At 59.3% G+C, this 19,326-nt stretch carries 15 protein-coding genes; 13 read left to right on the forward strand and 2 right to left on the reverse strand.

Annotation, left to right across the window (positions count from 1 at the left end):
* Positions 1 to 29: 29 nt before the first annotated feature.
* Complete coding sequence (locus tag FMN63_RS02880) at positions 30 to 4,304, reverse strand: Ig-like domain-containing protein (RefSeq protein ID WP_148582456.1); 4,275 nt, start codon at positions 4,302 to 4,304, stop codon at positions 30 to 32.
* A gap of 134 nt (positions 4,305 to 4,438) precedes the next feature.
* Here FMN63_RS02880 and FMN63_RS02885 point away from each other — a divergent pair, with 134 nt between their 5' ends.
* The 12 genes from FMN63_RS02885 to allE all read left to right on the forward strand — a co-directional run bounded on the left by FMN63_RS02885 (position 4,439) and on the right by allE (position 16,858).
* Complete coding sequence (locus FMN63_RS02885) at positions 4,439 to 5,206, forward strand: formyl transferase (protein WP_162529969.1); 768 nt, start codon at positions 4,439 to 4,441, stop codon at positions 5,204 to 5,206.
* A 19-nt stretch (positions 5,207 to 5,225) separates the two neighbouring features.
* Positions 5,226 to 6,359, forward strand: a complete 1,134-nt coding sequence (locus tag FMN63_RS02890) for a GNAT family N-acetyltransferase (RefSeq protein WP_162529970.1) — start codon at positions 5,226 to 5,228, stop codon at positions 6,357 to 6,359.
* 484 nt (positions 6,360 to 6,843) lie between these two features.
* Entirely contained in the window at positions 6,844 to 8,502 is a 1,659-nt protein-coding gene (locus FMN63_RS02895) for a thiamine pyrophosphate-binding protein (RefSeq protein ID WP_209000911.1), read from the forward strand.
* Positions 8,503 to 8,609: 107 nt separating this feature from the next.
* Positions 8,610 to 9,641, forward strand: a complete 1,032-nt coding sequence (locus FMN63_RS02900) for an ABC transporter substrate-binding protein (RefSeq protein WP_148582481.1) — start codon at positions 8,610 to 8,612, stop codon at positions 9,639 to 9,641.
* A 3-nt stretch (positions 9,642 to 9,644) separates the two neighbouring features.
* The gene (locus FMN63_RS02905) at positions 9,645 to 10,709 is read left to right on the forward strand and encodes an ABC transporter ATP-binding protein (RefSeq protein WP_148582459.1); all 1,065 of its coding nucleotides are present in this window, start codon (positions 9,645 to 9,647) and stop codon (positions 10,707 to 10,709) included.
* Positions 10,706 to 11,563: an ABC transporter permease gene (locus FMN63_RS02910; RefSeq protein WP_148582460.1), complete on the forward strand. Its 858-nt coding sequence runs from the start codon at positions 10,706 to 10,708 to the stop codon at positions 11,561 to 11,563. The genes FMN63_RS02905 and FMN63_RS02910 overlap by 4 nt, the downstream gene beginning before the upstream one ends.
* Positions 11,560 to 12,372 carry an ABC transporter permease gene (locus tag FMN63_RS02915; RefSeq protein WP_148582461.1) on the forward strand — a complete coding sequence of 271 codons (813 nt, stop codon included), beginning with the start codon at positions 11,560 to 11,562 and terminating at the stop codon, positions 12,370 to 12,372. The genes FMN63_RS02910 and FMN63_RS02915 overlap by 4 nt, the downstream gene beginning before the upstream one ends.
* A 39-nt stretch (positions 12,373 to 12,411) precedes the next feature.
* Positions 12,412 to 13,152, forward strand: coding sequence for an aspartate/glutamate racemase family protein (locus FMN63_RS02920; RefSeq protein WP_148582462.1), 741 nt, complete (start codon positions 12,412 to 12,414; stop codon positions 13,150 to 13,152).
* Positions 13,149 to 14,051, forward strand: a complete 903-nt coding sequence (locus FMN63_RS02925) for a polysaccharide deacetylase family protein (protein WP_148582463.1) — start codon at positions 13,149 to 13,151, stop codon at positions 14,049 to 14,051. The genes FMN63_RS02920 and FMN63_RS02925 overlap by 4 nt, the downstream gene beginning before the upstream one ends.
* A 4-nt stretch (positions 14,052 to 14,055) precedes the next feature.
* A complete protein-coding gene (locus tag FMN63_RS02930) occupies positions 14,056 to 14,994 on the forward strand; it encodes a polysaccharide deacetylase family protein (RefSeq protein WP_148582464.1) in 939 nt (312 codons plus the stop codon).
* A gap of 3 nt (positions 14,995 to 14,997) precedes the next feature.
* On the forward strand, positions 14,998 to 16,119 hold the full coding sequence (locus FMN63_RS02935) for a M20 family metallopeptidase (protein ID WP_148582465.1): 1,122 nt from the start codon (positions 14,998 to 15,000) through the stop codon (positions 16,117 to 16,119).
* A gap of 1 nt (position 16,120) precedes the next feature.
* The gene (gene allE, locus FMN63_RS02940) at positions 16,121 to 16,858 is read left to right on the forward strand and encodes a (S)-ureidoglycine aminohydrolase (RefSeq protein ID WP_148582466.1); all 738 of its coding nucleotides are present in this window, start codon (positions 16,121 to 16,123) and stop codon (positions 16,856 to 16,858) included.
* Between the two features lie 24 nt (positions 16,859 to 16,882).
* Here allE and FMN63_RS02945 read toward each other — a convergent pair whose 3' ends face one another.
* The gene (locus tag FMN63_RS02945; protein WP_148582467.1) at positions 16,883 to 17,803 is read right to left on the reverse strand and encodes a LysR family transcriptional regulator; all 921 of its coding nucleotides are present in this window, start codon (positions 17,801 to 17,803) and stop codon (positions 16,883 to 16,885) included.
* 63 nt (positions 17,804 to 17,866) lie between these two features.
* Here FMN63_RS02945 and FMN63_RS02950 point away from each other — a divergent pair, with 63 nt between their 5' ends.
* Positions 17,867 to 19,276: an FAD-binding oxidoreductase gene (locus FMN63_RS02950; RefSeq protein WP_148582468.1), complete on the forward strand. Its 1,410-nt coding sequence runs from the start codon at positions 17,867 to 17,869 to the stop codon at positions 19,274 to 19,276.
* Positions 19,277 to 19,326 lie beyond the last annotated feature (50 nt).

The raw sequence follows: 19,326 nt of genomic DNA on the forward strand, positions 1-19,326 counted from the left end.
GTGCCTGTTTTGATCAGGTTGGCCTTTCCTCAGACGAAAATCACATCGTCATAGTGAAAATCAGACAGCACATGTCCCGTCACAACGATGCTGTTGTTCGCATCAATCGTGATGGTTGTGTCGGTGCCGTTGTCAGATGTGGCTGCGATCAGGCTGTCAACGTCGGCAAAAACGGACGTGTCAAATACGAGCACATCATCGGATCCTGCGCCAGCTGCAAAGCCGGTGATCGTGTCATGGCCGGTCTGCATAGAGCCGAAGAAAAAGGCATCATGCCCGGCTGCCGCGGCAAACGCGTCGTTGCCTTCATTCGAGAAGTGGGACGTGACGTCGTCAAAGCCGGCTACGCCATTTTCAAAATTCACCGGATCGGCATTGAAAAAGTCGTCCAGGATATCGGTCCCTGAGCCGTCATTGGCGCCGAGATAGTAGTGGTAGCTGGTTGGCCACCACTCGCCGGCACCCCAGGCAGTCCAGCCGAGCCAGACATCTCCGTTGGCGTTCATGTGGTTCAGCAGATCCACATATTCGTCGGCATTGGCACCGTCCGCAGCGACGCCAAACTCCCCAAGGAACAGCTCGATTCCGTGCGCGCGGGCCCAGTCGGTAACCCCTTGCAGCACCGCTGCGCCCTTGCCGTCGACCGCGTCAGGGGACGTACCGCTGCTGTCGCTGTCCAGATATTGATGCACCTCGAAAGCGAAATTGCCGGCCGGATCGTGGAAGGCCTCGTAGATAGCTTCCTCGTCCTGATAACCCGGATCGTTGAAGCGGTGTGCACCGGACCAGTCAACGGTCGGGATCAGCAGCTTGTTGGTCGCCCCCGTCGCCCGGATCGCGTCCGTCGCGGCCTGGGCGTACTCCATCCAGGTGGCGGCAGTAATGTCATGCGGTTCGTTCATGATGTCGAACCAGACATTCGGCTCGTCCTTGAATTCGTTGGCGAGTTTCGTCCAGACGTCCATGAAGGCTGTCTTGAGGCTTTGTGAGCCGCTCGACATTTCCTGGTCGAAATACGAGCCGAAATTATGCATGTCGAGGATGATCAGCTGGCCGTTGGCCTGCGCATGGGCAACCGAATCCTTGATCAACTGCAGGTAATCCGCATCCAGCGGGCCATTGGCCGTGTGCTGCACACGCTCCCAGGTGAATGGCAGACGGACAGTGTTCGCACCGGCATTTGCCCAGTAGTTGTAGTGCTCGATGCCGTTGGTGCCGTAATCGGTCCAGACTTGGCCAATATCGGCACTTCCGAATTCCATGCTGGAGAGGTTCACCCCGGTGTATTTCACCGCCGCCGGTTGGGGAGCGGAACCGATGGTCACCGAGACGGTTGCGGTCGAGGTCTCGTTGCCGTCCGAAACAGTGTAGGTGAAGCTCTTGGTTCCGCTTGCAGATGCGGACGGCTCATAGGTCAGCGTGCCGTCCGTGTTGTAGACGACCAGCCCGTCCGCATCGGACACCCAGGTCTGCCAGCCCGGCTGCATGTCGACGCCGTTGATCTGCGTGACGGTCAGCGTATCGCCGTTGGGGTCGCTGTCATTGGCAAGAACGTCGATCGTGACGGACCCGCCGGAAGACACTTGTGCCGTGTCGTCGGTCGGTGCCGGGGCCGTTGCCACCGGTGCGACCGTCGCCGTGACAGTTGCCGTTGCGGTCTCGTTGCCGTCGGACACCGTGTAGGTAAAGCTTTTGGTGCCGGTTGCGGAGGCGGACGGCTGATAGGTCAGCGTGCCGTCGGTGTTGTAGATGACGAGGCCATCCGCCCCGGCCACCCACGTCTGCCAGCCCGGCTGCATATCGACGCCGTTGATCTGGGTGATGGTCAGCGTGTCGCCGTTCGGGTCGGTGTCATTGGCAAGAACGTCGATGGTGACCGAGCCGCCAGGGGCGACATCGGCGCTGTCGTCGGTGGGCGTCGGTGTGGTCGGGACGATGGTCGCGGTGACCGTCGCCGTCGCTGTCTCGTTTCCGTCCGAAACCGTGTAGGTAAAGCTCTTGGTGCCGGTCGCAGATGCAGACGGCTCATAGGTCAGCGTGCCGTCCGCATTGTAGATGACAAGTCCGTCCGCTTCGGCAACCCATGTCTGCCATCCTGGCTGCATGTCGACGCCGTTGATCTGCGTGATCGTCAACGTATCGCCGTTCGGGTCGGTGTCGTTGGCCAGGACGTCGATTGTCACCGAACCACCAGCAGAAACCTGAGCTGCATCGTTCGTGGGGACCGGTGTCGTCGGGATCGGTGCGACCGTCGCCGTAACGGTTGCCGTTGATGTCTCATTGCCATCCGAGACAGTGTAGGTGAAAGTCTTGGTGCCGGTCGCGGTTGCTGACGGCTGGTAAGTCAGCGTGCCATCAGTGTTGTAGATCACCAGCCCATCTGCTCCCGCCACCCACGTCTGCCAGCCCGGCTGCATATCGACGCCGTTGATCTGGGTGATGGTCAGCGTGTCGCCGTTCGGATCGCTATCATTGGCCAGAACATTGATCGTCACGGAACCACCAGGCGCGACCTCGGCCGTGTCATTGACAGGTGCCGGTGCAGTCGCTCCAGCCGACGTTCCGGCAACGCCACCATTTCCGCGAGCAATGTCCGTGTCAGTGAGTGTCACTGTGACGGCGTCTCCGGTAAAATAGATCTCTTCTACATTGATGGCCGAGGTGAATTCAGAGCCATCGTTGGCACTCACAGTCACGTACCAGCCATTACCGGACCAGGCATAGGCGCTGCTGGTCCCATCAACGACGACAGTGTCCCAGCCCGTGCCGCCATCGATGCGGTTGCCGCCCGCGCCGCCGTTCAGCCGGTCGTCACCGGTATTGCCATAGAGATCGTCATCACCGTCGTTGCCGGAGAGGGTGTCGTTGCCCTGGCCACCATAAATACGGTCATCGCCGCCATTGCCGTTCACCGTATCGTTGCCGTTGCCGGCAAAAAGGCTGTCGCTGAAGGCGGAGCCCTGGACGCTGTCGTCGCCGTCATTGGTAAGGACGATATAACCGTTCAAATATCCAACACCGTTCGACCCCCAGCCAGAAATGTCTATCGCATTGGAGCTTACGACGTTTAGGATACGGATGTTGGGGTCGGAGTAGTCGTTGCCGGAGGTAACCGCCTGCAGGAAACCGACCACCGGCTTGGCGTATATCGTGCCGTCGGCATAGCGGCCATAAAGGCCGAAGGAGCCTTCTGCAGTGGAGGTGCTGCCGTCGTTGCTGCCGTCGCCGTCATATGCGTTAAAGGCGTCGTTGGTTTCCTTATAGTAGTTGTCGAGCACCATATGGGCCATGACGCCCTTGAGATCGTCATTGTCCCAGCTGTCGAGAACACCAATAGCTTCGGCAAAGAAGTTGGCCTGATCGATTTCCCCGGCCGCACCGGCACCGCGGTAACCCGCGTAAGAGGGTACACCGAATTCTGTGATCCAGAGCTCTGCATCGCCGAAGCCATGGTAGTCCTTCAGATATTGCACGCTGTAAAGCGCGCCCTGGAAGCTATGGTAGTAGTCCCAGGAGGAGGCCGCATCCGTTGGGTTGGGCACCCAGTCGGTCGGGCGGCCGGACTGCGGCGTCGTCGCGTTGTAGTCATAGATTGTATAGGGGTGGATGGTGAAACCATCGATGTCCGCGCCTAGGTTTTTCAACGTAGCGAACATCGTGTCCATATAAGCGTAGTCGTTATGGGCTATGCCGGCGCCGATGACCTTGATCTCCTGGCCGAGATCGGCCTCTACACCCTTGACCGCTTCGTTCACCGCATGCAGATAGCGGGCGTAATATTCCGCGTTTTCGGTGCTGAGGGCATAAAAGCGCGGGTTATTTGGGTCACCCTCGCCGCCATAGTAGGTTCCGGTATACTGATAGCTAAGATTGGGCTCATTGCCGACTTCCCAGCCTGCGATAGTGTCGGTGAGACCAGACCCTCTGGAATGGACTTCCTCGACGAGCAGGCTGAAGCGCCTCGCCAGTTCGTCTATGGCCCATTGCTGAGTCGGTACGTCGCCAACGTCGGACCCAGGCGGCAGCAAATCCAGGGGGGTCTGACCAGGTTCGAATATGATCTTAAATCCTCTCGCCTGGGCTTCTGCCATAGATTGCAACGCATCCTGCACGACATAGTCCCATTCGGCGGCATTGTTTGAACCGATCGGCGACAGATCGAGCGGAATTCTGACAACGGAGCTACCGGCTTGCGCTGCCAGCGCCATGTGATCAAACTCATCCAGCCCCTGGTGAGCCTCGCTGCTCGGGTTCCAAGAGTTGCTAAGTATGTGCATTCCGAACATCGTGTCTGAAATGGCCATGGAAAAACTCCATCCAATAAGCTAAGTAAAATTCGCATGATATTTTAACACAATCCTGGCGTGCGCAACCCTGGATTTCGTTTTTAGAGGCTAATCCGCATATCTTGCTCTATTCCTGAAACGCAGGACGACCTTTGAAACCAATGCGAAAAATCGGAATACTGGCAGAGAAAGGCTCGAGAATATTCGATTGGCAGCTAACGAGGAAAGCCCTTTCTCAAGCAGAAGTTGAACTGGTCTTTTTTGTCGAAATTCCAACTAACCGACCAAGACGCTATTTGCACAAGCTGCCCGCGCGAGTCCTCTGGCAAGTAATATGTACTGTCGAGGGCTTGTGGTTTGGTAAGATGGCCAACTTTCATCCGCCACTGGATGCTACCAAGCTCAATTGTGAGTTTCAGGGTTTCCGAAAAACTTTCTCGAATGAGGCACTTGAAGCCATCCGCTGTTCCGGCGTGGACTTGATCCTGCGTCTCGGTGGTCGAGGTATTTATTCAGACCCAGTGCTGGAGGCTGCCCCGCTCGGAATGATATCTATTCATCATGGAGATAACAGGACGTTCCGCGGGGGACCTCCCGGGTTTTGGGAAATTCTCAACGATGCGCCAAGGGTAGGCTTTATCGTTCAGCAGCTAACCCCAAAGCTCGACGGAGGCCATGTTTTGGCACGTGGAAACTTCAAGACCCGTCGGTTCGCGACCGAAAACCGAAGCAGACTCTTTGCTGAAGCCGATCGAGAACTTGCTCAGGTTGTGGGTCGGATTGTAAAGACCGGTCGATTACCGGATCCAGAGCCCTCTGAGCAGCTTGGTCCGATTTACCGCATGCCCGGTATCTGGGACCTTGTGCGCTATCTGAAGACGTCCTGGTTACGGCGCAGACCCGAAATCGCAGCGGAATGACATGCAGCCCGCTCCTCCAATGAAATTTCAGGTAAGACGCTTTAACGAAGCCCGTGCGCTCTGGCAGGAAATCGGCAGCGATGCAATTGCTTCGCCCTATGCGGATTTTGATTGGCTCGCGGCATGGTGTGAGACGATCGGCACAAAGGCCGACATTGATGCCATAACCATTGAGATGCGCCAGGCAGATCGTTTACTGCTAGTTTGCCCCCTCATGCTGCGGCGTATTGCTGGCGTCACGATCTGCAACTGGCTGGGCGGGCACACGCAAAATTTCAATTCGGCACTCTTCTCCTCCGATTGGCTTCGATCAGCTGATAGCGGAGACTTCGACGCAGTGTTTTTAGGACTGAAACAGGCTCTGCCCAACGTCGATCTATTTTGTCTGGGCAGGCAACCGGAACATATCCTCGGCGTTCGGAACCCCTTCTATTGTCGAGGATTTTCGACAAGACATCGCGATCCATTTTACCAAGTGCAAATGAGCGAAGACTTCTGTGCGTGGAAGTCCGACCGCAGATCGAAGGGATCCTTGCAACGCCTTCAACGGCAGCGAAAACAGCTTGAAAAGTCCTTTGGTCAGGTCGAGATCCTCCAACCGAAATCCAGCGGGCAACTGGAGAGCCTTCTCAACGTGTTTTTCATTCAACGAGCTCGTTCCGCACAGGCAGGACTGGTTCCTAACCCGTTCTTCGATTCCAAACTCAGAAACTTTGTGCATCGGGCGGCATTTGCAGGCTTACAAAAGAAACGTGGGCTGCAGGTGTTCGCTTTGATTGCGGACGGATCAATCCTAGCGACTGAACTTGTTTTGCTAACGCGTGATAGCTATTCCGGCTTTGCAAAGTCAATGGACCTAAATATGGCAAAGTTCAGCCCCGGGAAACTACTCTCGCACGAGGTCCTCAAGACGGTTCATGCGAGAGGAATTCGCTATGTTGACTTCGGTCTCGGAGCAGAAAAATACAAGGAAGACTGGACTGATCGGATTGAACTCTGCGATTCCTATTTTCCGATCAGAAGCAATGGTTTCGCGATGATGACAACGATGATGTCGATAAATATGGCCTGGAGATTGACCAAGAACCTGCCGGGAACCCGGTCCTTGGTAAGGCGGGGAAAGACAACCATACAGTCTCAACAGCATTGCTAACTTTTTGAACGTGTTTGGCTTTGTTAGATCGTGCTGATGTCTGAGGTTCTGTTGCACGCTTTTCATGCACCGATTTGGAGGTATTGATGCGTCGTTGAATTCCGGTGTCTTGGAGACCAGCGATGACTATTTCCTTCAAAGGTATGCATGGGCTTGTCTCAAGTTTCCTCGGCAGACGGATGAAACCGAGCATGGAAAACGGCGGACAGACCTGTGGGGGCGGGGATGTGGTCCACGCCCTGAACTTTGAGACGGCAGAAAAATGATCCGCCGCTCGGCCCGGCAATGCCGTCCAAAATGCCCCCTACCGATTTAACCTGACATCACCGTCGCGACTCATGAAGGAGATCCGCTTTTGCAGCTTGTGCCACGCGGGACTGCACACGCCTTCTATGTTCTCTTTTTTTCACTTTATCTCTATCTCGAATGAACTTTTATCACCTTCTCTCGTGACTTATAGCTGGAAGACAGAAGCGAGCATCACATGTACGAGCCCAAGAAAACCGCATTTACCGCCATGAAATTGCATCAGCGACTTGCCCATGCGCTAGCCGAACACGGTGTCACGCATCTCTATGGTCTGGTTGGAGATGCCAACCTGTTCATGGTGAATTCCTACCTCGAGGCACAGCTTGGACGCTACGTCGCCTGCACACATGAGGCGAATGCGGTTCTGGCGGCCATTGGCTTCGCGCAAGCCAACGGGCGCACCGGCGTTGCGACGATCACCCACGGCCCGGCTCTGACAAACGTATCGACCGCTTTGACGGAAGCCGCCAAGGGAGGCATACCCCTGGTCCTCCTGTGCGGCGATACCGCTCCGGGCGATGTGCAGCATCTGCAGAAAACGGATCAGTGCAAGGTAGTCGAAGCGACAGGTGCGATGTTTGTAGACATGCGCAGCCCTGAGACCGCGCCTGAGGATCTAGCGCGGGCTTTCCAACTTGCCACGCACCGGCGTTGCCCGGTGGTATTTAACATGCGCGTCGATCTGCAGTGGGCCGAAACGGAGATTGCGCTTCCATCGGGAAAAACCTTGGAAATTAAAATGGCGCCGGCAACAGGCTCGGACCTCGAAGAAGCGGTCGGTATGCTGGCCTCCGCCCGCCGGCCTCTGCTTGTGGCCGGACGAGGAGCCATCGAAACGACGGCACGTCAATCCATACTTGCGCTGGCTGAACGTCTGGAAGCACCGGTTGCCACCACGCTCAAGGCTCAGGGGCTTTTTCGCCACATTCCGTTCGACCTTGGCATCTGCGGCGGGCTCAGCCATCCGACCGCAATCGAGGTGATCATGCAATCCGATTGCATTCTCGCCTTCGGCGCCAGTCTGAGCAAGCACACGACAGAAGAACGGGCCTACACCCGCGACAAGCGGATTATCCAGGTTCTCCCGGATGCGGAGGAGACGCCCCGCCTCAACACGCCGACCCTGCGACTGATCGGCGATATCGCCGGCACGGCGGACGCGATGATCGACCTTCTCGATCTCGCGGAAATCCCGGGAACGCAGGCGGCCGACGAGGATCTGGCTGCCCGACTGCGGAACGAGGCGGCGCACTTTGCTGAAATTCCCGCTGCTAGGGAAACCGCCGCTGGGACGGTGGACATGGCGCCGGCATTGCGCCGTTTGCACCAGGCGCTGCCCGAAGACAGAGTGCTGGTCGCCGATCTCGGGCGCTTCGTCACCACTGCCTGGCGCAACCTGCCCGTCACCCGTCCGCAGGATCTCGTCTATACCAGCCATTTCGGCGGGATCGGCTGCGCGATGGGACAGGCTATCGGGACGGCAACCTCCGTCGATGACCGGCCGACGGTCATGGTCGCAGGAGACGGCGGTTTCCTCCTGTCCGGACTGAGCGAGTTGTCGACAGCGGTGCGCGAAAAGGCCGATCTCGTCATTATCGTGTGCAATGACGGCAGCTACGGCGCGGAACACATTCAGTTCACGAACCGCAGCATGGCACCGGGCCTTTCCATGATCTCGCCACCCGACTTTGCCGCTGTTGCGTCGGCAATCGGGTTGCGTGCGGTGCGGGTCACCGATCAGGGGAGCCTCGATGCCGCCTGTGCTGCTGCTTCGGAGCGCGCCGGGCCGTTGCTAATAGACCTGCAACTCGACCCGACGAAGATCGATATGTAGCCGCGCTTCCAGAACTCCCGTCCCCTTCCTTCCAGACGGGCAAATAGGGGGCTGCTGCCCTGGTCGACAGCAGTCCGGAAAACCGCAGACCAACAGGAGATGTAGACATGAGCTTTACGCGACGCACTTTCCTCAAGACCTCGGCCGGGGCTGCTGCGCTTGGCGCAATGGGAATGCCGGCTTTCGCCCAGTCCGACACGTTCATTACCACGATGTATGGCGGCCGCTGGGAGCACGACTGGCGCACGCAAGTTTTGCCGAAATTCTCCGAAATGATCGGTAAGCCAGCCGATCTGGACATCGGTCTTGGCATGGCCTGGATCTCCTCCCTGCGTGCAGCCGGCCCGGAAAATCCGCCATTTCCGGCTTTGATGACGAACGAAAAGTACATCGCAATGATCCGTGATGAGGGATATCTCGCCAAGCTGACACCGGCTGAGGTTCCCAACATGAAGGACCTGATCGCGCCGGCGGTTCTCAAGGGAGACACAGCTGTGACAGCAATGCTCGCGCCGCTCGTCATCGCCTACCGCACCGACTTGGTCGACACGCCACCTAAGGGGTGGGCCGATTTGTGGGATCCGCGCTTCAAGGGGCAACTCGGGCTCTACAAGATCACCAACTCCGCTGCCACGATGATGGCAATCTGGGCCGCGGACCACTTCGGCTCGGGACCCGAGGACATTGAAACCGCCGTAGCCAAATTCAAGGAACTCGCTCCCTTCCCGCAGATAGGTTACTCGTCACAGCTTACGCCGTTGATGACGCAGGGACAGGTTGCCGTTGCTCCGATCGATATCGGAGAAGTCAAGATCATGCAGGACCAGGGCGTGCCGGTCGATTTCGTGGTGCCCGAAGAAGGTATGCTGGTCTTCGATCAGTCCTTCGGCATTCTCAAGAACAGCCCGCAGGAAGACCTCGGCTTCAAGTACGTCGACTTCGTGCTCAGCCCCGAGATTCAGCTCTGGATGGCGAAGAATTGGCTGATCGCGCCAACCAACAAGACGGTCGAGTTGCCGGAAGATCTCCAAAAATGGCCGCTGCAGGCCGATCAGGTGTCGAAGGCCATTCGTTTCGACTGGGACATGGTGCTCAAAGTGATGCCTGGTCTTAATGACCTCTGGGAACGGTCGATCTGATTCATGGCGACGGTTGAAGTAACGGGGCTGCAGAAGCGCTATCAGGACTTTCTTGCGCTTGATGGTGTTTCGCTCAAGGCCAAAACCGGCCAGCTTATTTCGTTGCTGGGGCCTTCGGGCTGCGGCAAAAGCACAACGCTGCGATGTCTGGCGGGATTCCTCGAACCCAACGGTGGAGACATTCTTGTCGACGGCGAAAGCATCGTCTCCACCCCGGCCAACCGTCGCGGTTTCGGCGTGGTCTTTCAGGACTACGCCCTTTTCCCGCACATGACCGTAGCCGAGAATGTCGGCTACGGTCTCCGGTTGAAGCGCTTGCCCAAAGGCGAGATCGCCACGCGTGTCTACGATGTCATGAAGCTGGTTCGTCTCGACGGACTCGACCGGCGTTTGCCGAAAGAAATTTCCGGCGGCCAGCAACAGCGCGTGGCTCTGGCGCGCGCACTGGTGCTGCAGCCAAGGCTGCTGCTGCTCGACGAGCCTCTGGCCAATCTCGACGCGCGCCTGCGCGACGAGGTACGCTGGCTGATCCGGGATGTTCAACAACAGTCGGGCATCACTGCCTTTTATGTCACCCATGACCAGTCCGAGGCGATGGCCATGTCAGACATGGTGGCCGTGATGAAGGCGGGCCGGGTCGCACAATTCGCGACCCCCCGTGAAATCTATCAGAAACCGACCGAACGCTATGTCGCGGACTTTACCGGCGAAGCGAATTTTCTTCCTGTCTCCCAGGTAACCGGGACGGGGGAGGGCAGTTACCGCATCGTGGTGGCTGGAACGGACCTGGAGGTCACAGGCGTGCCGGACATTCCGATCGGTTGGGATGCCGAGCTTTTGCTGCGGCCGGAATCGCTTTCGCTGGTTGCTCCAGATGCGGGCACGTTCCGGGGCAGGGTGACGAAGAGCGCCTTTCTCGGAGCGGCCTTGCATTGTGAGATTACGCTGGACGACGGCGACGTTCTCAGGCTGGCGGCAGACCCCAACGAACAAGTGTCCGCTGAGGGAAAGGTTGGAGTCGCAATCGACCGCAGCCATGCTTGGCTCATGCCGAAGGTGGCGCCATGACGCGGCTGTCACGGTTCCGTATTCTGCTCGCGTTGCCCGCGGTCGGGTTGATCTTCGTGTTCATGATCCTGCCGATCACCAACATGGTCGACATGAGCTTCCGTACGACGGGGACGACGGGGCCCTTTGGCGACGCGTATACTCTCGGTCACTACAACCGGATCCTCGGGGACGGATACTATTGGGGCGTGCTACTGCGGTCGCTGGTCACCGCGGCCATGGTGACGCTGCTGTGCCTCATTGTCAGTTATCCGATCGCCTGGCACCTGTCGAAAGCGCGCGGGACCAAGGCGGTGGTGCTTTATGCCTGCATCGCCTCACCGCTGATGACCGGGGTTCTGGTGCGCAACTTCGGCTGGATGATCATCGTCGCGCTCAACGGGCCGCTGAACGAAGTGCTGCTGGCCTTTGGGATCATCGAGCGCCCCCTGCGGTTGCTGTTCACGCAAGGTTTGGTGATCCTGGCGCTTGTCCATGTCTTCATTCCCTTCATGGTGCTCCCCATCAACAACGCATTGCGCAACATCTCTCCGACTTTGACCGAAGCGGCTGCGTCCATGGGCGCGACCCGTTTAGACATTCTGCGCGACGTAATTCTGCCGTTGAGCTTTCCAGGCATCTACCCCGGCGTCATTCTGGTCTATGTGCTAGCCGTCGCCGCCTATGTCACTCCGGCATTGTTGGGCGGACAAATGGTCAGCTACATGCCGACCCTGATCATCAGCGAACTCACCGGAACGTTTCAGTGGCCGCTCGGCTCGGCCATGGCCATCGTTCTGTCGCTGTCGAGCCTGGGGGTCGTCATTCTCTTTACCGCCATGACATGGAAGATGATGGAAAGGTCCCGCGCATGACTTCCTCCGCTACGACCTTTGCCAACCAACGCTCCGTCTCCTTCGGCTTCGCATTGTTGATCGTTGTGCTCTACATCTTCCTTCTGGCGCCGCTTGTGGCGATTGTCGGATCATCGTTCACACAAAGCCTCCTGATCGAGTTTCCGCCCAAAGGCCTGTCGCTGCGCTGGTATGTGGAGTTTTTCAGCCGCCACGACCTAGTGTCCGGGCTAATCATGTCACTGCGGATCGGCATGATAACGGCGATTGTGACAACGGTTATTGCGGTGATGGCCGGCCTCGCGGGGCGGACGCTCCGCGGACGACTGTCAGGATGGTTTCAAGTCGGGATGGCCCTGCCGCTTCTGGTGCCCGAGCTCCTGACTGCCGTAGGGTTGCTGTTCTTCCTCTACGAAATCGACCTGGGCAAGACCGTCGTCGGTCTGCAGATGGGGCACATCCTGATGTCCTTCCCCTATGCGTATGTTTCGATCTCGGCCGCGCTCCGCCAAGTCCCGTCCTCGCTCGAGGAAGCGTCCGCCAGCATGGGGGCGACGGGCTGGCAGACCTTCCGGCTGGTGATCCTGCCGCTGGTCATGCCCGGTGTCGCCATGGGTGCGATCTTCGCCTTCATCAACAGCTTCGATCTCTACACGATCTCGCTGCTGCTCAAGCCTTTGGGGGGCAATACCCTGCCGCTCGCCCTGTTCGATTTCCTGACCTACGAGTTCAAGCCAACCGCCGCCGCAGCTGCGACTATTTCGATCGTGCTGTCGCTCATCGGGGTTGCTCTGGTGCAGAAACTCGTCGGCCTTCAACGCGCTTTCTAATCGTCCGGTCGTCAGCGTGCCAATATGAAAGTCTCCGCCATGTCTTCTTCGTCCGGTAGGCCACATCTTCTCTATCAACTGGTAAGCCCGCTGCACCGCTCTGCCGGCGAAACCGAGGTCGCTCGGCGGCTGGAGATGCTGCGGGGGTGGGCGCCCAATTCGACGATCGAGATCGCTTCGCCGAAAAACGGTCCGGCAGCGGTCGAGTCGGCCGCCGATGCGGCAATGGTTTTCCCGAGCCTGCGCCGGGATGCGGAGCGCTGGACTGCCGACGGATACGACGCGGTCATCATCGGCTGCTTCAGCGATCCGAGTACCGAGGCGCTCACTGAAATCGCCGGTCTGCCGGTGATCGGACCGGGCGAGGCCGGCCTGCTGGCTGCGGTTCAGCTGGGTGAGCGGTTCTCGGTGCTGTCCTCCAATCCGACGCCACCGGGCCTACGCCGCCGCATCCGGGGTATCGGCCTGGAGCCAATGTTTGTCTCGGAAGTCCTGGTCGGTGGGTCCGTTGCCGAATTGGTGTCCGATCCCGATAGGCATATGCCCTTCGTTGAGGCTCAGGGCCGCGCCTGCGTTGAGCAGGGAGCGGGTGTGATCGTCTTGGGCTGCTTTGCAATGTCCTTCGCCCCCGGCTTGCCCGAACGGCTTTGCGAGGCCGTAGGGGTGCCGGTGGTCAATCCCGTCGTTGCCGGGCTCAGAGCGGCCGAGGCCACTGTTCTTTACCGCGCCGGACTGACGCGGCCCCATGCGACTTCCACAAAAAATCGGAGTGCCGAATGACCCTCGCCGATAGTGAGGCGCCAGTGACAGACGCCTTTCAAGACCTCGTCCGGATTGGACATTTCCAGCAATCGCGCCGCCTGCCGATTCCCGATTTCGCCTATCCTGAGGGCGTAAAGCTCGCGGTGAATTTCACGCTCGACTTCGATGCCATGCTGCTGCGCCGTCTGTTGAACGAGCCCTGGGGACAGAAAGCCAAAGGCGAGTTCGGAGGCCGTGTCGGAATCTGGCGCATCCTCGACATGTTCGACAGCGAGGCGGTGAAGGTAACGCTGTTCACGCCCGGACGTATCCGTGAACTCTATCCCGAGGCGCTGAAACGGGCCGTCGATGCCGGACACGAACTGGCCGACCATATGTGGGAGCACGACGTTTCTGCTGATCCGGCTGTCGAAGAGGCGCATCTTTCGCGGACGCTCGCGGCGCTCACGGAGATTTCGGGCATACCTATTACCGGTACGCGTTCCAGCCACTCACCCGCTCTGCTGCGCGCGAAAGGAGTGGTCTATAACTCTTTCTCGTCAGCCAGCTACATGCCGTTCTACGAACTGGATGAAGACGGCAGGAATCCCATGCTGCAGCTTCCGTTCCACTACGCGCTCGACGATGCGATGTTCTTCAGCTTCGGGTGGCTCGACACTCCGAATGCCGCCCAGCGGGTCATGGATGTGGACGAAGTATTCGAGATCTGGTGGGAGGCGTTCGAACAGCAGTACCGGCAGACCGGCTACCTCAACTTCCTGCTTCATCCTTTCGTCTCGGGGCATGCGATGCGGGTGGATATGCTGCAACGGCTGATCCAGCGAATGAAGATGCTGCCGGGCGTCTGGTTCCCGACCTGCGCCGAAGTCGCGGAACACATCAAGTCGAATTTCCCTTGCCCTATCGTGACGGAGTAAACGCATGCCCTGGAAAGATTTCTATACCACTAGCAATGAAATCGGCATGCGCGATGGCGAGACCCGGTGGCCGCAGGGCCGGCAGATGGCCATGGGCCTGACGGTCAATCTGAACCCTGCGGCCAGCCCGAAGGGGATCTCGGCGAAGGACCTTGCCTATCCAACCTGGCATTTCGGGATGAACGAAGGCCTGGACGCCTTTCTTGAACTGTTTCGCGATCTTGGCGTTCGCGCAACGTTCGCCGTGCCGGCTGTGGTTGCGGAGACTTACCGCGAGCGAATGAACACCATCCTGGATGCGGGGCACGAGATTGCCGGGCAGGGGCTTTACGGAGAGGACCCGACTACGCTGGCGCCCGGTGGGGAAGCGGCGCATATGGCGCACGCCACTGCAGTCCTGGAGAGCGTCATCGGAACTGCGCCGCTGGGTTGGTACGCTCTGTCGCGCCCCGACGACCAGACGGCGACTGGTTGCGCGACAAACGACACGATCGGGTTGCTGAAAGCGCAAGGCTACACCTATTTCGGCAACGGTCTGGCCGACGATGCACCTTATTGGTGGGTGAGCGATGCCAGCAAGGCCGAAGCTCTGCTGACCTTGCCGTATTACTACCATCTCGACGACTGCTTCTTCCTGATGTTCCCGCGAGAGGGCACCGGGCTGGAGCGGCCGGCCGCGCTGTTGCGCAACTGGAGAGCGGAGTTCAAGGCTCAGTATCGCCGGGGCCGCTACTTCAATCTCTGTGTCTCGCCGGCCCGTTCGGGATGGGGGCACCGGTTCGAGAACCTCGCCGCTGTCCTGCGCGAGGTCATGGGGCATCTCGGCATCTGGGCGGCAACAGGCGCGGAGATCGCCGCACATTGGGAGGCGACCTATCCGGCGGCCGAGACCCTGAAGCTCGCACCGTCGATCTGGAAAGACTACGCAGACAGCCTGAGCTGAGACATGTTGAACAGTGAAGATATCCTGCAAGGGCTGCTGACGTGGGTCGGGATCGACACGCCGACCGGCTCGGTGGAAAACATCGCCCGGCTAATCGATCTGATTGCAGCTGACCTGTCCCCGCTCGGGCCCACGCTTGAGCGGGTACCCGGCCGGGACGGCATGGGAGATCATCTGATCGCCCGCTTTTCCGGCGGGCCGGGACCTGGCGTCCTGATTTCGAGCCATATCGATACGGTCTGCAGCCCCGGATCGGTCGCGTTGCGGCGCGAGGGCGACCGGCAATACGGCCCGGGCATCGCCGACATGAAGGGCGGCGGCTATCTGGCGTTCTGCGCGATGCGCGCCATCCGTGCCGCGGGTATCGACTTACCCGGACCCGTGACTCTGCTTTACAACAGCGACGAGGAGATTGGCTCACCCACGTCGCACGAACTGATCCAGACCGAGGCCCGCAGGCATGGGGCGGCGCTGATCCCCGAACCCGCGCGCGGTGACGAGGTCATCACTTTCCGCAAGGGGCGGGCCAAATACACCCTGGATTTTCTGGGCCGTGAGGCGCATGCAGGGTCGGCCTTTGCGGACGGACGTTCCGCGATCCTTCAAATGGCGCGCACCATCAGCGCGCTCGAAGTACTGACGGACCTGGAAACCGAAACCACGGTGAACGTAGGACGGGTGCGCGGCGGAACGGAACCGAATGTGGTTGCCGGACATGCCGCCTGCGATATCGACGTCCGTTTCGCCGACGACGCCCTAGGGACGGCAGTGGAAGAAAAATTACTTGGCCTTGTCTCCGAAGATCCCGATGTAAAGATCGTACTGTCCGGGGAAATCGAGAAGCCCTGCCTTGCCCGGACGCCGGCGACACGCGGGATGCTGGAGACCGCTCAGGCAATCAACCGGACAATTGGCGTTTCGTTGACGGAGACTCGGTCGGGCGGCGGCAGCGACGGCAACTTCACGTGCGCTGCCGGCGTGCCGACACTTGATGGCTTGGGGGCCATCGGCAACAACTGGCATTCGCCGGATGAGCACATCCTGATCTCACCTCTGGAGCGGCGGGAGAAGCTGCTGCGCGAACTCATCATGACTTTTGCGGGCACGCGCCCGGTGGAGGCCTGAAATGTCTACCAACTTCGGCATGACCCGGTCCGATATTCAGCGAAACCACGCGCTTCTGACACCGGAAAGCCACGAATGGATCACCCAGCCGGACTGGCCTGGCGGCGAACTGGCCTGGCTGATCAGCCCGGACATGGGGGCAAAATTTGCCATGGGGATCGTGCGCAGCACCGACGGCATTCCAGCGGCAGCGGCACCGCCCGAAGGCATTGCACGCTTCCTATTCTGTCTCGATGGCAACGTCAGACTTCAGAGCGGCGTCGCGCTTGCCCCGGAAGGCTTCGCCTTCATTCCGCCCGGGACTAGAGACGTGGTTTCGGCCGGGCCCGGCAGCCGGTTCGTCCTGTTCGAATGGCATTTTCTCGCGCACGGTCCGGGTCCCGAACTCGTTTCCGGATCTGTTGCCGATACCGCCGGAACGCCTTTGCGGGGCGACGACTGGCTCATGGTGCAGAAACTGCTGCCGACCGACCCGGCCTTCGATGCGGAGTTCAACATCATGAATTTCGAACCCGGCGCATCGCTTGCCTATGTCGAAACCCATTTCATGGAACATGGGCTCCTGATGCTGGATGGAGGCGGGATCTACCGGCTGGACGAGCGCTGGTATCCGGTCCAGGCTGGAGACGCAATCTGGATGGGGCCGCATGTCCCGCAGTGGTTCGGTGCTCTGGGACGGCAGAAGAGCCGTTACCTCATCTACAAGAACTACAATCGCCCGCCGCTCAGTCAGCGATAATGTGTTCAACGCTGCTACGACGCTTCACCCGCCGTATTGGGCGAACAGCGACTTGATCGCGAAGGCGAAAGCCACGGAGGAAGCAGTCGGCGTGCGCCCGGCGATGCGGCAGCAGGACAGCGGTTTGCTGACGATCATAGGATTGTCGATCTCGATGAAGGCGATGTCCTCGCGTTTTTTCTGAAGGAATCGGCCGATCACCACGCTGACGCCGACACCGTCCTGCACCATTTGACGCAGAAGCGTGAAGGAGTTGGTGGTCATGACGTCCTTCACATCGACGGAAGAGTGCACCAGTGCGTCCTGTAGCATCTGGTAGAGCGCCAGCGATTTGTCCGGAAAAATCACCTTTTCTCCGGCGATTTCTTCCAGACGGACCCTACGACGGTGGGCGAGGGGATGGTCGAGCGAGGTGATGAGAAAGGTTCGCCGCTGCAAGGTGGCAAGGGTTTCCAATTCAGGCGAAGACGGGAAATTGTAGCCGAGGCCGATGTCGATATCCCCGTCATGCATGCGGGACAGCATTTCCGGGGTGTTTTCGACAAAAATGGTGTAGCGCAAATTCGGATGGTTGCTGTGCAGGTTTCTGATGACACCCGGAAGGAGGTCCGAAGCGAGCACTTCGTTTACACCCAGGCGCAGATGTCCCCGTTGCAGGCCGCGCAACTCGTTCAGCTCATCCCGCGCGATGCTGAGTTCGTTGATCACCGATGCGCAGCGGTAGAGCAGAATCTCTCCGGCTTCGGTCAGTTCCAGCCCGGCCCGTCCGCGGGCGCGGCGGAAGAGTTCGGCATCCAGGCTGAGTTCGAGATTCTTGATTTGCTTGCTCACGGCCGACGGCGCGACGTTGAGTTTGTCTGCGGCAGCGCGAAACGAACCCTGGCGGGCAACTTCGACGAATTGCCGCAAGCCGGGAAGGCGGGCAAGAATGTTGCTGGAGGTCATTGTGAACCGTTGACGGCAGATCACCGAGAAATGAGAGCTGCATAATAGATGGAGTAATTGAAGATGCAAGACGACTTGGCCCGCCGCAGCCATGCAGGCCTTGAGTACCTGAAACGAGTTTTCGGCCCCAAGGGGCTGTTAAGCACGCGGGAGGATTGCCAGCGCTATGCCGCGGACCAGTCCGGTCTTGCGGGCGAGGCACCACTGGCGGTTGTGCGTCCTGCGACGACGGAAGAGGTGGCGCGTGCGCTGGAAATCTGCAACGGGCATAATTTAACCGTTATTCCGCAAGGGGGGCGAACCGGTCTGTCCGGCGGCGCGTGCGGCCTTGCCCGCTCGGTCGTGCTGTCGAGCGAACGCCTGACCGGGATTATCGAGCTCGACCGGCAGGCGATGACACTGACCGCTTGGGCCGGCACGCCGCTTGAAACAGTGCAGATGGCAGCGCGCGATGCCGGGTTCGAATATCCCGTCGATATCGGCTCCAGGGGGTCGGCAACCATCGGAGGCACGATTGCCACCAATGCCGGCGGCATCCGGGTACTGCAACACGGCATGACCCGTCAGAATGTACTCGGTCTCGAGGCGGTTCTGGCAGACGGATCGGTGATTTCTCGACTCGGCAAGACGGTGAAGGACAATTCCGGTTTCGATCTGAAACATGTCTTTATAGGCTCTGAGGGAACGCTGGGGGTGATCACCCGCGCCGTTCTGCAATTGCGCCCGAGCGTTCCCCACAGCGCGCTGGCGCTTCTGGCGCTTCCCGATCATGCGGCCGCGCTGGCCTGTCTGGCTGCCGCGCGCACCAGGTTCGGCACCCGCGTCGCGGCATTTGAGGGCATGTGGCCCGACTACTGGGATTTCGTGTGTCACCAGACACAGCTCGTAACTTCTCCCTTTAAAGACCGGCATGGTTTCTATCTTCTTCTGGAAGTGGTCTCCGGCGAAGACGACGCCGGCGAGCAGATGGAGGCGTTCTTTGCCGAGCGGTTCGAGGCGGGCGAGGTCATCGACGGCATTCTCGCCAAGTCGGTAGCAGAAATGCAGGCGCTTTGGGCCATCCGCGAAGCCGTGGGGGAGGTCGATGCGGATCTTGGCCCGCATATCAATTTCGATATCGGCCTGGCTCCGTCGGATCTCGGCCGGTTCTGCGATGCCGTCGATGGGCCCCTGGCCGCGTTGGACTGTGCCGGACAGACACTCAAGGTCGGTCATGTGGGGGATGGCAACGCGCATCTCCTTGTGGCCCACGAGGGTAGCAAGGAAGCCGAAGAGCGGATCGAAGAGACCGTCTACAGCTTGCTGAGTTCGTGGGGAGGAGCGGTAACTGCCGAACACGGCATCGGCCGTATCAAGGTCCGTTGGCTTGACAAAAGTCGCAGTAAATCTGAAATGCAGTTGATGCAGACGATGAAAACGGCTCTGGATCCGCAGAATATCCTCAGCCCGGGAGTGCTGTTCGCGATGACATGAACGGGGATTGCCAACTTATTCTGATCGGCGAGACGCAACAGCTTCGGGTT

It is taken from the genome of Stappia sp. BW2 (genome assembly GCF_008107695.1).
Classification (GTDB): domain Bacteria; phylum Pseudomonadota; class Alphaproteobacteria; order Rhizobiales; family Stappiaceae; genus Roseibium.

Coding starts and splice junctions, on each gene's coding strand:
- FMN63_RS02905 (WP_148582459.1), top strand. CDS start 9,645: ATGGCGACGGTTGAAGTAACGGGGCTGCAGAAGCGCTATCAGGACTTT.
- FMN63_RS02945 (WP_148582467.1), bottom strand. CDS start 17,803: ATGACCTCCAGCAACATTCTTGCCCGCCTTCCCGGCTTGCGGCAATTC.
- FMN63_RS02915 (WP_148582461.1), top strand. CDS start 11,560: ATGACTTCCTCCGCTACGACCTTTGCCAACCAACGCTCCGTCTCCTTC.
- FMN63_RS02920 (WP_148582462.1), top strand. CDS start 12,412: ATGTCTTCTTCGTCCGGTAGGCCACATCTTCTCTATCAACTGGTAAGC.
- FMN63_RS02930 (WP_148582464.1), top strand. CDS start 14,056: ATGCCCTGGAAAGATTTCTATACCACTAGCAATGAAATCGGCATGCGC.
- allE (WP_148582466.1), top strand. CDS start 16,121: ATGTCTACCAACTTCGGCATGACCCGGTCCGATATTCAGCGAAACCAC.
- FMN63_RS02880 (WP_148582456.1), bottom strand. CDS start 4,304: ATGGCCATTTCAGACACGATGTTCGGAATGCACATACTTAGCAACTCT.
- FMN63_RS02895 (WP_209000911.1), top strand. CDS start 6,844: ATGTACGAGCCCAAGAAAACCGCATTTACCGCCATGAAATTGCATCAG.
- FMN63_RS02925 (WP_148582463.1), top strand. CDS start 13,149: ATGACCCTCGCCGATAGTGAGGCGCCAGTGACAGACGCCTTTCAAGAC.
- FMN63_RS02950 (WP_148582468.1), top strand. CDS start 17,867: ATGCAAGACGACTTGGCCCGCCGCAGCCATGCAGGCCTTGAGTACCTG.
- FMN63_RS02900 (WP_148582481.1), top strand. CDS start 8,610: ATGAGCTTTACGCGACGCACTTTCCTCAAGACCTCGGCCGGGGCTGCT.
- FMN63_RS02935 (WP_148582465.1), top strand. CDS start 14,998: ATGTTGAACAGTGAAGATATCCTGCAAGGGCTGCTGACGTGGGTCGGG.
- FMN63_RS02910 (WP_148582460.1), top strand. CDS start 10,706: ATGACGCGGCTGTCACGGTTCCGTATTCTGCTCGCGTTGCCCGCGGTC.
- FMN63_RS02890 (WP_162529970.1), top strand. CDS start 5,226: ATGAAATTTCAGGTAAGACGCTTTAACGAAGCCCGTGCGCTCTGGCAG.